This window comes from Enterococcus sp. 10F3_DIV0382 (assembly GCF_002140245.1).
GTDB lineage: Bacteria > Bacillota > Bacilli > Lactobacillales > Enterococcaceae > Enterococcus_B > Enterococcus_B lactis.
The window spans coordinates 1,640,550-1,653,296 of the sequence record NZ_NGMF01000001.1 but is presented as its reverse complement, the minus strand read 5'-3'; the positions used below and the strand labels follow the sequence as shown (position 1 = coordinate 1,653,296).

The following is a 12,747-nucleotide window of genomic DNA, read 5'->3' as shown; positions in this document are numbered from 1 at the left end:
GTATAAGAATGTATCACCAGAATTATGCCGAAAAACCTATCGCTATTATACTGAACTATATTTAGATGATGCTGACGCGGTAAACTATTTATGTGGTAATCGATACCTATCTTCCCATTCTTTTCAAGAAATCTGGGAAAAAATGGTTGATTTTTCTTATCACGAATTAGCGACATTCGTTCAGGTTTCTGTCACATAGAAATCTGAACTTTTTTCACAATGAACTATGTTATTATACAAAGGTTTATGTTACGATTATCTTTAGTTTGTATATTACTTAACAAAAGATAATGGAGTGTGAATGATGGATACCATAATGTATTCCCCTTTGAATTTATTTACGAATTTTCAAGAAGCTGCAGCTGGCTTTTCCGAGATCCCGATTATCTTTGATCAGCCGCTTTCTGCTTTTCCTGAGTTAGGACTTGAAACAACTTACAAAAAATGCTTTGAAAGTGTATTAGATCGAGCTTATCAATTGGCCCATCTTGGTGTGAAATCTGGAGACAAAGTCATTATCTATAAGAGTTCCGCTTTTGACACATACCTTCTCGCTGTTTCTGTGTCTTACCTTGGTGCAGTGCCTGTCATGACTTCTTATCATCTACCAACAGCGACAATGGAAGTATTTATCGACCGTTTAGAAGACCCCTTTGTTTTATTTGATGATGAGACAAAAAAACGAGTGGGAGAAATTTCAAACGGGACTAAATCAAAACAGATTCCTATTGTTTATTTACTGGAGCAACCTACTTTTCCTGTTCCCCAATCGTTTTTAGCTAAAAATGAAATTTCTTATATGACCCATACTTCTGGTACAACTGGTATCCCTAAGCTTATTTGTCATTCCGCTCATTCTATGGGTTGGCGAACGAAATGGCAAAAAACTGTTTTTGCAAAAATTTCAGAAAAGAAATTAATTGCTTTTCACATTTCCCCCGTACATTCTAGATTCAATATTGGCATCTCTTCTTTGATGTCCATGGGTTTTCCTATGATGCCTTTAGCAGACGCACAAAGTTCAAAAGTTATTCATATGTTGGAAACCTACCGACCAATCGCATTAGAGACTCATCCGAATAACTTTGTTCAGTGGAGTTTTACTGCTAAAGAACATCCAAAAGCTTTCTCTGGCATCCGTTATTATCACTCTACTTTTGATGCCATAAACAATCAGACAATGGAAACATTTTTGCGAACATCAATAACACAAGATGCGGTATTTCTTCAAGTATATGGCCAAAGTGAATGTGGACCAATGATTCTTAAGGCTCATACACTCGACAGTTTGAAAACGAGTGATGCAAGAGATATGGGCGTTGGACTGGAAGACATGACAAGCGCACGGATCACAGATTCAGTCGGGAACGTCCTTCCTGAAAATACAGATGGTCATATACAATTACTGTCTAAAGGACGGGCTTTGACTTATTATAAGGAAGATGCACGGTTCCAAGAAAATGTTTATGGCGATTGGTGGGATAGCGGAGATTACGGTTTTATGGATGAACATGGCCACCTATTTTTGAAAGATCGGCAAGTGGATCTGATCGAAACGATCAATAGTACATTAGCTATTGAAGACTTTTTATTAGATTCGTTAGATTTTTTGGCAGAGGTAGTGATTGTAAGAGATAAAAATCATTCTCCACAGCCGATTATTGCTTTAGCTCCTGATAAAGAAATGGATTGGAATCGCTGGTGGGAGCAAGTCCATGAACTTCCACGTTTGAACGCCCCTATCATCCGTGACTTTGATGCAATCCCGCGAACAGCTACAATGAAAGTTCAGCGGCTTCAAATCGAGAAAGAATTAAAAACACAAAACAACTAATCGTTTTTAAGCGGTTGTGAAAAAGCTGTCCTGCATCAAGTAATAAGAACAGCCAAACAAAAATAGTTCCTTATATTTTACCGTTTGTTGAGCTAATATCGAGGGCCAGTTAATTGAAGACCGTTTATTTGGAAAAAGGGAATGTGACACGATTTTTGTCACATTCCCTTTTCGCTTCTTTTTGAAAATTGGATGAGATAAAAATATGCCAATTGGCTGTTTTTCTTTTTTGAAAATTTCGTTATACTCTTATTCATGGAGGGAAATGTTATGAAAAGAATCTTGACGATTGGTGGCTCTGATCCATTTGCTGGTGGAGGAATCCAAACAGACTTAAAAACTTTTGAAGATTTTGGTTTATTCGGGCTAAGCGCCTTGACATCTATAGGGGTACTAGATACGAATGGGCGATTTATCTTGGAATCTATTCCTTCAGAATTGCTTGAACGACAGTTGGCTTCAATTGATCAAATGACTTCATTAGATGGAATCAAGATTGGGTTATTAAATTCAAGTGAAGCAATCATGGTTGTTCGAGACTTCATAAAAGCAAAACAAAATATCCCAATCATTTTAGACCCTGTTTTGGCATTCAAAGAAACTGAAACTGTGATCAATCAATGGTATATTTCGCAGCTCATCGAAGAACTTTTTCCACTTGTTACGATGATTACGCCTAATTTGGCAGAAGCTGCTTTACTTTCTGGTCAAGCTCTCCCCTCTTCGTTGATAGAAATGATCCATCTCGCTAAAGAGCTCACTGCTTCAGGAGCAAAGAAAATTGTAATAAAAGGCGGCACAAGGATGGCTGGCGAACAAGCTGTGGATCTTCTCTATTCAGTTGACCATCATGAGGTGTTTTCTCAGAAAAAAGTCGATACCCCGACAGTAAATGGTGCCGGTTGTGCCTTTTCTTCTGCAATAACAGCGAATCTTGTATTAGGAACAGACGTTTCAAAAGCCGTAGCAGAAAGTAAAAAATTTGTTGCCCATTGTATTTCCAATGGTGTGCTGATGAATGATCATACAGGAAGCGTCTGGTCTGGCGGTATCCAAAAAGGAGGAACGATAAATGAAAACTAAACAACTAACAATCTATGCGATGTTGATTGCGTTGACCGTTGCACTTTCATTAACTATTTTGATCCCTGTACCGGCTACGAACGGCTTTGTGACATTATGTGAGGCTGGAATCTATACTGCTTCTTCTCTTTATGGTCCAATGGGTGGATTAGTTGTCGGTGCTTCCAGTGGTCTATTAATCGATTTGATTTCAGGATATCCGCAATGGGCTATTTTTTCATTAGTGATTCACGGATTACAAGGATATGTTGCCGGATCTTTCAGTAAATCTTCTACTCGTATGTGGCTATTTGGTCTTTTTTTAGGAAGCTTAGTTATGATCGTCGGCTATGGTATCGCCGGTTGGATTTTGTATGATTGGCCGGCTGGAGTGGCTTCTATCCCAGGGAATACCTTTCAAAATCTTATCGGTATGGGTCTTGCCTTTCCTATAACTGCAAGTCTTCAACGTATTCAAGCACGGAAGCAATATTAATTGAAAAGAAGGTTTTAGAGAATGAAGTTGTCAGAAAAAGAATTGAAAGTTCAATTGACTGAAATAGTTAATGACGTATTGGCTGAGGCACACTTGAAAAAAGGAGATCTCTTTGTTTTAGGGTGCAGCACAAGTGAAGTCGTCGGTGGACATATTGGAAAAAATTCCAGTGCGGAAGTTGGTCAGTGGATCATCCGTACGTTAAAAGAGCTATTAGATCCTAAAGAAATTGCCTTAGCTGTCCAAGGTTGCGAACATTTGAATCGAGCATTGGTGGTAGAACGAACAGTGGCAGAAGCAAAAAAATTCGAAATCGTCTCTGTTATCCCTGCATTACACGCTGGAGGTGCTTGTTCTGTTGCTGCTTTTGAGCAGTTCAATGACCCTGTCGAAGTGGAGCATGTAATTGGGCAAGCCGGCATCGATATCGGTGACACTTCGATCGGTATGCATATCAAACATGTCCAAGTGCCTGTCAGACCTCGTTTGAAAACCTTGGGACAAGCCCATGTGACAGCCCTTCGCTCTCGTTCTAAATATATCGGTGGTCCTAGAGCAAATTATTAAGATGGGTAAATTAGAAAAACTTCCTCGGAAAGTCCAACTATTGAACTTTAACGAGGAAGTTTTTTAATTGTTTGTTTTATACAGCCGAGCTTCATAAGGGGCTAGTGTTCCTTTTTTTTCAAAGTTTCTGCTAGAATAATTTGATAAGAGCAATGTCCATGACTGATCTGCTTCTTTTGGGAGTTCATAGTCAGCAAATGATTCCGTCAAGTTTACCATAATAAGATACTGTTCATCTTCTAAATCTCTTTCATAGACATATAGTTGTGGATGTTCATGAAGATATTCTTTATAAGAACCGTATATCAGGCCTTTATTGATTTGTCTAATGCGGATCATGTTCTTATAGAATTGCAAGATCGAATCCGGTTCATGTTCTTGTTGTTCTACATTGATCGTTTTGGTATTAGGATTAGTGATCATCCAAGGCTCATGTGTAGAAAAGCCGGCATATTCTTCTGAAGTCCATTGCATGGGTGTTCTGCTATTGTCTCTGGTGGTTTCACGAATGATATCTAATGCTTCTTCTCTTGTCTTACCTTCCGCAAGAAGCCTTTCATATAGTCTTTTCGAATCCACTGCATCAACTTGATCGATCGATTCAAAAGGCATATTCGTCATTCCGATTTCTTGTCCTTGATAAATAAATGGCGTTCCTTGCAAAAAGAAATACATCATAGCGATTGCTTTTGCAGACATAGCCCAAAATTCGGGACGGGTATCTCCGAACACAGAAACGGCACGAGGAACATCATGGTTTTCCATATATAAAGCGTTCCATCCGATACCATCTAGGGAAGTTTGCCAAGCACTTAATGCATGTTTTAACTTAAGGACGTCTAATTGCCCTTCTTTTTCTTGCTGCCAAATATGGATATGATCGAATTCAAAGATCATATCGAAATAACCGTCTTTTCCTACCCATTCCGGCCCTTCTTCTGCTGTGACGCCGCTTGCTTCTCCGACTGTCATGATATCGTACTCTTCGAAAACATGTTTTAAATCAGTCAAATGTTCTTCGATTCCCGAGACATTTTGAAAGGGTGAAAAAGGGTTCTCTGTGGCTTTTACTGAATATTCATCTTTTTTTACATGAGAAATAGCATCTAAGCGAAATCCGTCTATCCCTTTATCTAGCCACCATCGAATCATATTGAATAGTTCTTCTTTCAATTTCTCACTTTCCCAATTTAAGTCTGGTTGTTCTTTTGCAAAGACATGCAGATAATACTGTCCTGTTTCGTGAGAATATTCCCAAGCAGAGCCGCCGAAAATCGATGTCCAATTATTTGGTTCTTTGCCATCTACTCCATCGACCCAAATGTAATAATCTCGATAAGGGCTTTCTTTGGATTTCTTCGATTCTTCAAACCATTGATGCTGATCCGAACTGTGGTTGATGACAAGATCCATAATAACTTTGATTCCTAATTCATGTGCTTCTTTCAGCAATAAATCAAAATCTTCCATCGTGCCGAATCGCTTTTCTATGTCTTGATAGTCACTTACGTCATAACCATTATCGATAAATGGAGATTGATAGATTGGATTGATCCAGATAAATCCGATGCCAAGATCTTTCAAGTATCCAAGTTTTTCGCGGATCCCATTGATATCTCCTTGTCCATCGCCGTTGCTATCTTTGAAACTGGCCGGATAGATTTGATAGCCTACTGCTTCTTTCCACCATTTTTGTTCTTGTATCATATCGTTTCACTCCTTTAACGGTCCCTCTTGATTATAACCGATTCTATTTTAGAAGTATCCTTGTTACCGGTAACTAGAAACGAAAAGCTCAACGAATCTGCTAAGTGCGTTCGTTGAGCTTTATTTTATCATAGATAACGGGCAATCAATTGAATCATTTGCTTGGGAAATTCATTTAGGTCAGTAATATCTACAAAACGGCTTTCACCGTAGATTGACTTGATCTCTTCTTTGTCTTGACCAATGGCTGCGGAAACAAATAATATGCCTTGACGCTCGTATTCTTTCAAAACAGACTGGATGTCCTCTTTTGCTTTTTTGCCAGTATAATCTGGCAACGCCTTTGGCTGACCGTCACTAATATTAAGCAACAGTTTGGTTGTGGCGGATTGTCTGTTTAATTTTTCCGCTGCTAAACGAAGTGCCGCTCCATCACGATTGTTTTGTCTTGGTTTCATAGTGACTAATTTTTCATTTAACCATTGAAACCCGTCTTCAAATTCTTTATAAGAAAACAAAGAAGTCTTTTCTCTTGCTGAACGGTCTGCTGTATCCCCGTAAATCAACAAGGGGATATCGACTTTCTTAGCAAATTCGGCAATGGCGATCGCTGCTTTTTTTGCCGCTTCGATCCGATTATCCCTTATCATTGATCCAGATTCATCGATCCGCACAGCTACCGCTAAGGAAGGTTGCTCATGTGGCGGGTTCTTTTTGTCAAAATTTCTCAAATCACCATATGCTACTCTACTTGCGTTAAACCGCTGTCCTTCATATTTTCCCTTTTGGTACGTCTCTGTTTGTTCATTATCCAGTAATTCTAAAATTTGTCGGCTAAGTGATTCTACTATCGGCATGACTTGCATTTGTAGTTCACGTGCTTCTTGCGTTTTTCCTTGGAAAGCTGGTCGGTGAACGATGAGACCTTCTTTTTCATGAATCGTTTCCTTCATGATTTGCCGCGCTTCTTTATTTAATTGCTTCTTGATTTCCTTATCATGTGTTTCCATGTCAGAAGCAGACATTTCTTGGGAATCCTCTTCTGTTTGTTGTTGCTCCTTCTGATTTTTCCCTTCGATATCGCTCCTGCGTTCTTTTTGCATTTGAGGAGGCATCTCGTTTTTTTCTGTTGTTTTCTCTAGTCTCTCTTCTTCCACATTTGGTTCTTCATCAGACAGTTGTTTCTTTTCATCTAAGCGCAAAGTTTCTTCAGCATCTTCAGTGATGTTTCGTTCGTTTGCTTCTTCGGCGCTGATAATTCTTCCTTTTGCATGCTCAGATTGAGGTTTTATTTGAGGATAGCCCCATTTTTCTTTTCTCAAAATGTCTTGAAGTTCTAATAACAATCCACTCTCAGACAAAGCTTGCTCAAGGATTGCCAATTCATCTGGATCAGTGGATAATTTATACAAAACTTTTGGATAAATCGACTGGAGTAAATCTTGTCCTTGCTTATAGGTATTCGCCCAATAAAAATATGAACGCATTCCTGCTACACCTTTGATGGCATTTGCTTTTGCAGTTTCATCCAATAAACGGATAATCTCTGCCATCTTCATAAGGAGTTCTTGATTTTGAATCATGGTTTTCGCCATCGCACGTTCTGCCATGACTTCTAAGGCAGGGAGATCCATTTTTTCCGCATGCTGCATCCGATCTCTTAAGGATTCATTTAAGGGTCGATTTCCTTGGTAGTTTCGATTTGTGGTAATGACAATAATACAATCTGGATGGCGACGAATGATTCCTGTTGGCAAATTCAACATCCCATTTGGTTCGAGCGCTGAGTTAAGTGCCACAAGAACAGAAGCATCACGGATGACAGTCGGCTCTTGGATCTCTAATAGATATCCTTTTTCGACCGCTCGAACGATTTCAGAAGGATAATAACTATAATGGATTGCATCTGGATAATCGGCTTCGATTCTTTGAACTAACTCTGTTAATTTTTCTTTGGCAGAAAAAGAATCAATGCCGTAATGGTTCTGGATCAGTGTCAGTACAGCTTCAAGTGTATCTGTTTGGTAAATAGCTTCCAGCAATTCTTGGTCTTGTTCTTTATCGGAATCTACTACAGGTAATAAGGCGCCGAACACATCTGATTTATCCATATCTGCAAAACATGTCACTTTTGTATAGGGAAGTTGCAAATCAGCAGATAGTGCTTTTGCTAACTGTGTCTTACCCGATCCGGCGTCTCCTTCTAAAAGAACGTTACTGATTTTCATTTCAGGATCTTGCCAATTTTCTTTGATTTCGGAGGCGATCCGCCACTCTTCTACACTTGTCCGATGACTTTTCGGTTTCTTCCAGATCATTTGCTTTTCTAGCCGTGAAAAGGTCCGGTTTTCTGTTAGTGAGAAATTCTCCATACTTCTCTTCCCCTTTTGATCATCTCTGTCTATTAATATCCTAACTCATCTAAAAGACGTTTTAAAATACGGAATCGTTCCCCAATCAGTTCTCCGTCTTTTTGTAGTGTATCGTAATACAAAATAATGTCTTCATCGATCTTTGGATTTTTGGTATCTACCTCGACTGTCATCCGGTTTCCCTGCAAACCAATGATGTCCACAACTGGATTTTCTGGATCATAGAATTTTTCATAACGATAAGCATCTTGGAAGTATAAACTTCCTTGTGCAGCTAAGATCGCTAAGTCTAAAATACGTGTAATTGGTAATTCTTCTGATTGTCGAGACCATTTTTCTCCAGTATGTCGCCATACTTTGCCTGATATGTCGACTTTTCCACGGTCATTCCATTGAGCGAGACCTAGAGAAAGACCTTTTGCGTCCGTATTCAATGCATTTCTTCCATCAACTTTATCGTAGTCTTCTACAACGAGCACTGGTTTATGTTTTAAATTTGTAGGTATTTCCATGATTTTAACTCCTCGTCTTTCTATTTTTAGTAAATTAGTAAATCAGTAGTTTACTAATTTACTAAACTATATACGACATTATAAATGACTGAAGAGAGAAATGCAAAGAAAAAGAGCCTGTTTGTTAGAAACACATAAAAACATCATCTTGCTCTTCTACACGTACATTTATCACGTGAATAAAGAGCAAGCTGATGTTAGAATATTTTTGGTATGTTTTTTGAATAAAAGGAATTATTGCGCTGAAATGGCGATGCCGATGGCTTTTTCGCCTAAATGTGTACCAATGACTGGTCCAAAATGACCAACTTCGATTTCTGCATTTGGATACTTTTTCTGCAATTTCTCTTTTTCCGCAATCGCTACTTCTAAATTGTTTGCATGTATCACATAAAGTTTGACTGGCGGTTGTATTTCGTTATTTCTTTTGCCAATGATTTCTTCAGCCCGAGCAAATGCTTTTTTACTTGAACGGATTTTTTCGAATAAAACAATTTTTCCTTCAGAAAATGTCAGGATCGGTTTGATTTTCAATAGGCTACCAATCAGTGCAGCGCCATTGGTCAATCGCCCTCCCCGTACTAAATTGTTCAAATCATCTACAATTAGATAAGCGTAAGTATTATCTCGAATTCGATCGACATGCGCAAGTATCTCATCAAGGGGCTGACCTTCATCATTTAAGTCTAAGGCAGCTTCTACCATATGTCCCATCGGCATACTAGTGATCTTAGAGTCATAAGGAATGACCGTTACTCCACTGATATCGTCTTTCATCGCAAATAAGGTGTTGACGAAACCAGAAATACCTGAAGAAAGATGGATACTTAAAATCGTGTCATAGCCTTTCTCTTTCAATTCCTCATATAAAGCCAAAACTTCCCCTACGACAGGTTGTGAAGTAGTAGGAAAATCTTTACTGTTTTTTAAAAGTCCATAATATTCATCCGCTTCGATATCGATTCCTTCGTTATAAATTTTCCCATCCATAATCAAAGGGATTGGAATCACGAATAAGTCGGGATGGTTCTTGATACGTTCCGGCAGATACGCCGAACTATCTGTAACTACTGCAAGTTTCATGTGTTTAATTTCCTCGTTTCAAAGAATTTTTCCAGACCTCATAACTATATCATAAGTAAGATTAGATATGAAACTAAAATTGGAAAATAGAAAAACGACAAGCGTAATCATACGAGTTGCCGTTTTTCTAGTGACAGCAAAAAGACGACTAGTTAGCCTATTCTTTGCTTCCGCTACGATGTTTAACATTTTTCAACATTCGGAACCCATTTTTTCCGAATTGAGAAAATAAAAATACTAAACCCCCAATACTTCCTAAAGCCACACAATAAACCATTGCATAACTTTTTGATTCCATTGGCAATCGCTGATTCAGCAAAAAGAAAATGATGAAACATACCGCAAGCATAATCAAGGTAGATCGGAAAGTTTTTAAGAAAAAACTGCTGATTTTTGCTAAAGGTGCTATTCGGTATTCTTTGCACATAAAGTGATACCCACGAACAAAGACGATACCGAATGCCAAGCCATTTGATAAGCTCATCCCGTATCCGCCAACTAGACCTAGTCCGATTACTTGGAAGATGACTTTCAGGATAATTGCTTCTACAGTTAGTCGAATCGCAAAACGATGGTGGTTCAGAGATTGAAGCATCGTTGATAGGATCGTGAATAATGAGAAAAACAAAGAAGCTAACAAAGCCATTTGGAAATAACCAACACTTTCAGGATCATAACCAAAAAACAATGTGTATAACGGTCCAGCTAATAAAGACATCCCGGTCAATGAAGGAAGAAGGATCAATAACGCAATCGAAAAACTGTCTCCTACTGTCTTTTCGATTTGTAAACGATCTTTTTTCTTCATTGTGCTTAGTATTGGCAAACTACTTATAGCAACTGTTCCTACCATGGAAATCAGGATCAATGTCAGTTTGTTTGGATTAACAGAAGCACGACTGAATAAGAATTCCAGTTGCTGATCTGCAATCTCTGGACGGAAAAAGTGAAGCAGTGGTTTCATCGTTACTTGGTCGATCATTTGAACGATAGTAATGACGGAGCCGACAAAAATGAACGGTAGTGTTTCCCGAATGATAGAGACAGAGGCAGATCGGTTTTCTCTTTCGAAGTAACGACTGGAAATCAAAAAGTCTTTAAGTTCAAAGAAGTCTTTTCTGCGTCCGACGATATACATATGGATAATCGCAGCTAACCCACCGAAGAAAGAAGCAACTGTACTGATCAATACAGCTTCTAATATGGTTCCGTCAGTCAATACGCGCAAGTAATAAGTACCAGCCAAGATAACGATCACTCGTACAGCTTGTTCAATAATCAAAGAAGTTCCATAAGGTCGTAAATCGTTTTTCCCTTGGAAGTATCCTCTCATTGCACTCAAAATCGGGATAGCAACCAAAGATGGGCATAAACTTCGGATAGCTAATATCCCGTTGTTAACGTTAGCGATTGGACTGATTCCGGCTAATAAAGGAGCAAATAAATACATCAACGCAGCAGAGGCGATACCGATGACGAACATGATATTGATCGTACTTCGAAAAATCAGCCGACAAGCAGCGTTATCTCCTTCTTTTGTTGCTACAGCTACTTTTTTTGCAATCGCATTTGGAAATCCGACTGTACCAAGCATCAGGAACAATCCATATGGAAGATAGCCAACATTGTATAATGTCGTAGCAAGCATACCATCTTGATTGTTCCCCATCATACTTAGCCAGGGAATCAAATAGACTACCCCTAAAACTTTACATAGAAGATTAGCAAAGGTTAGCCAAAATGTTCCTTGCATCAATTTTTTATTCATCTAATTTCCCTCAACTATTCTTTCATAAAATAAACATCTTCCCTATTATAGCAAAAAAACATAGAAGGACAAATCCCTCTTTAATTCTTAAAACAAAAAAGAGCTTGCATCATAAGTCAACACTAATCTTTTTATCCGAACAAATGAACTTGCATCCACAATTGGCTGATGCAAATGCAGTTTGGATAGATCAGTTTGAACAACTTATGTCGCAATCTCTGTTTTTTAGGGAATAAAACAGTTTAAAGCATGGATAGTAAAAAGACAGACGCAAGTCCTGTCAAAACTGACAACGCCATCGAACGTGTTTTGTAAGCCACACCTGCTACTAGAATCATTGCAGCTATTTTGATATTCCAAGCAATATCCAGATGTTCATGAGTAATGAAGACATCTTTGAAAGCTAACGCCGCAAACAATGCTACTGGTACATACTTCATCCAGTCACTAAACCAAGATGGCACTTTTCGATGAGTAAAATAAAGCATCGGGAACAAGCGCGGGATATACGCAACGATGAACAGACAAGCAACTAAAAACAGCAAATATAGTTTAGTCATGATGGTTGGCCTCCTGTTCTGGGAAGTTGAAGAGCGGTTCATTGACATCTTTGCCGCGATCCCTTAGTTTCTTGGCTTTTTCTTTTTTAAATGCCTTCTCCAGCATGAATCCGGCAAATGAAGCAATAACAGTAGCTGCAATCAAGCCGAATGTGTTTTGGAATAATACCATGAAGATTACCCCTAATACACCTGAAAACAAACCTGTAAAGATCAGTAGTGCGTTTTTCATTTGCATGACAAACATAAAAATGAACATAGCAGTCAAAGCAAAATGGACAAGGTCAGCATCTACTCGAATCACCGAGCCAAAAAAATTACCGATCATGTTGCTACCGGCCCATGCAGCCATTGAGAACCAATTGACATATAAAGCCTTTCTTTTGTTCCAAGAGGGGTCAGTTGAGAACTTTAAGTAGTTCACCGCATAGTTTTCATCATTCAGTGATTGAGAAAAGACAGCTAAAAACGTCCGCTTTTCTTTTTTCATAAAACCGGCAAGACTTGCTCCTAATAATGTATAGCGTAATTCTAAAAAGAAAACCATCAATAATGTCGTTGCAAATGATGCTTGCGTCGTAAGCATAGATGCAACTAAAAACTGCGCGCCGCCGGAAAAGACCAGAATCGATAACAGCCCTGATAAGAGAGGGTCAAATCCAACTTTTTGCAACAATACTCCACAAGCTAATCCCACTGGTATATAGCTTATACAAAGCGGCATCACTGCATGCAAAGCTTGAAGCCATGGCGCACTCTTCTTTTTGTTCATTAAAATATCTCCTT

At 38.7% G+C, this 12,747-nt stretch carries 11 protein-coding genes and 1 pseudogene; 5 read left to right on the top strand and 7 right to left on the bottom strand.

Annotated elements, in window-relative coordinates:
* The 5 genes and pseudogenes from A5849_RS08360 to A5849_RS08340 form a co-directional block, all read left to right on the top strand.
* A pseudogene (locus A5849_RS08360) lies at positions 1–199 on the top strand (integrase); the annotation flags it as partial.
* A 102-nt stretch (positions 200–301) separates the two neighbouring features.
* Positions 302–1,834 carry an acyl-CoA synthetase gene (locus tag A5849_RS08355; RefSeq protein ID WP_002345931.1) on the top strand — a complete coding sequence of 511 codons (1,533 nt, stop codon included), beginning with the start codon at positions 302–304 and terminating at the stop codon, positions 1,832–1,834.
* 270 nt (positions 1,835–2,104) lie between these two features.
* Positions 2,105–2,917, top strand: a complete 813-nt coding sequence (locus A5849_RS08350; RefSeq protein WP_002306723.1) for a hydroxymethylpyrimidine/phosphomethylpyrimidine kinase — start codon at positions 2,105–2,107, stop codon at positions 2,915–2,917.
* Complete coding sequence (locus tag A5849_RS08345) at positions 2,907–3,392, top strand: ECF transporter S component (RefSeq protein ID WP_002313748.1); 486 nt, start codon at positions 2,907–2,909, stop codon at positions 3,390–3,392. Before A5849_RS08350 ends, A5849_RS08345 begins: the two co-directional genes overlap by 11 nt.
* Positions 3,393–3,413: 21 nt before the next feature.
* The gene (locus A5849_RS08340) at positions 3,414–3,959 is read left to right on the top strand and encodes a TIGR01440 family protein (RefSeq protein WP_002309240.1); all 546 of its coding nucleotides are present in this window, start codon (positions 3,414–3,416) and stop codon (positions 3,957–3,959) included.
* A 63-nt stretch (positions 3,960–4,022) separates the two neighbouring features.
* Here the strand turns inward: A5849_RS08340 and A5849_RS08335 are convergent, their stop codons facing one another.
* From A5849_RS08335 to A5849_RS08300, 7 genes are all read right to left on the bottom strand, one after another.
* On the bottom strand, positions 4,023–5,666 hold the full coding sequence (locus A5849_RS08335; protein WP_086310039.1) for an alpha-glucosidase: 1,644 nt from the start codon (positions 5,664–5,666) through the stop codon (positions 4,023–4,025).
* 128 nt (positions 5,667–5,794) lie between these two features.
* Positions 5,795–8,038 (bottom strand): AAA family ATPase, encoded by a 2,244-nt coding sequence (locus A5849_RS08330; RefSeq protein ID WP_086310038.1) that lies wholly within the window; start codon positions 8,036–8,038, stop codon positions 5,795–5,797.
* Positions 8,039–8,070: 32 nt separating this feature from the next.
* Positions 8,071–8,550, bottom strand: coding sequence for a DUF6530 family protein (locus tag A5849_RS08325; RefSeq protein WP_002290778.1), 480 nt, complete (start codon positions 8,548–8,550; stop codon positions 8,071–8,073).
* Between the two features lie 234 nt (positions 8,551–8,784).
* Positions 8,785–9,633 carry a DegV family protein gene (locus A5849_RS08320; RefSeq protein WP_002290771.1) on the bottom strand — a complete coding sequence of 283 codons (849 nt, stop codon included), beginning with the start codon at positions 9,631–9,633 and terminating at the stop codon, positions 8,785–8,787.
* A 157-nt stretch (positions 9,634–9,790) separates the two neighbouring features.
* Entirely contained in the window at positions 9,791–11,401 is a 1,611-nt protein-coding gene (locus A5849_RS08315) for a polysaccharide biosynthesis protein (protein WP_002306714.1), read from the bottom strand.
* Between the two features lie 242 nt (positions 11,402–11,643).
* Entirely contained in the window at positions 11,644–11,961 is a 318-nt protein-coding gene (locus tag A5849_RS08305) for an AzlD domain-containing protein (RefSeq protein WP_002290769.1), read from the bottom strand.
* Positions 11,954–12,733: an AzlC family ABC transporter permease gene (locus A5849_RS08300; RefSeq protein WP_002306712.1), complete on the bottom strand. Its 780-nt coding sequence runs from the start codon at positions 12,731–12,733 to the stop codon at positions 11,954–11,956. Before A5849_RS08300 ends, A5849_RS08305 begins: the two co-directional genes overlap by 8 nt.
* Positions 12,734–12,747 lie beyond the last annotated feature (14 nt).

Bases quoted from the DNA above. Each gene is read 5' to 3' on its own strand.
- A5849_RS08355 (WP_002345931.1), top strand. From the start codon at position 302: ATGATGGATACCATAATGTATTCCCCTTTGAATTTATTTACGAATTTT.
- A5849_RS08350 (WP_002306723.1), top strand. From the start codon at position 2,105: ATGAAAAGAATCTTGACGATTGGTGGCTCTGATCCATTTGCTGGTGGA.
- A5849_RS08345 (WP_002313748.1), top strand. From the start codon at position 2,907: ATGAAAACTAAACAACTAACAATCTATGCGATGTTGATTGCGTTGACC.
- A5849_RS08340 (WP_002309240.1), top strand. From the start codon at position 3,414: ATGAAGTTGTCAGAAAAAGAATTGAAAGTTCAATTGACTGAAATAGTT.
- A5849_RS08335 (WP_086310039.1), bottom strand. From the start codon at position 5,666: ATGATACAAGAACAAAAATGGTGGAAAGAAGCAGTAGGCTATCAAATC.
- A5849_RS08330 (WP_086310038.1), bottom strand. From the start codon at position 8,038: ATGGAGAATTTCTCACTAACAGAAAACCGGACCTTTTCACGGCTAGAA.
- A5849_RS08325 (WP_002290778.1), bottom strand. From the start codon at position 8,550: ATGGAAATACCTACAAATTTAAAACATAAACCAGTGCTCGTTGTAGAA.
- A5849_RS08320 (WP_002290771.1), bottom strand. From the start codon at position 9,633: ATGAAACTTGCAGTAGTTACAGATAGTTCGGCGTATCTGCCGGAACGT.
- A5849_RS08315 (WP_002306714.1), bottom strand. From the start codon at position 11,401: ATGAATAAAAAATTGATGCAAGGAACATTTTGGCTAACCTTTGCTAAT.
- A5849_RS08305 (WP_002290769.1), bottom strand. From the start codon at position 11,961: ATGACTAAACTATATTTGCTGTTTTTAGTTGCTTGTCTGTTCATCGTT.
- A5849_RS08300 (WP_002306712.1), bottom strand. From the start codon at position 12,733: ATGAACAAAAAGAAGAGTGCGCCATGGCTTCAAGCTTTGCATGCAGTG.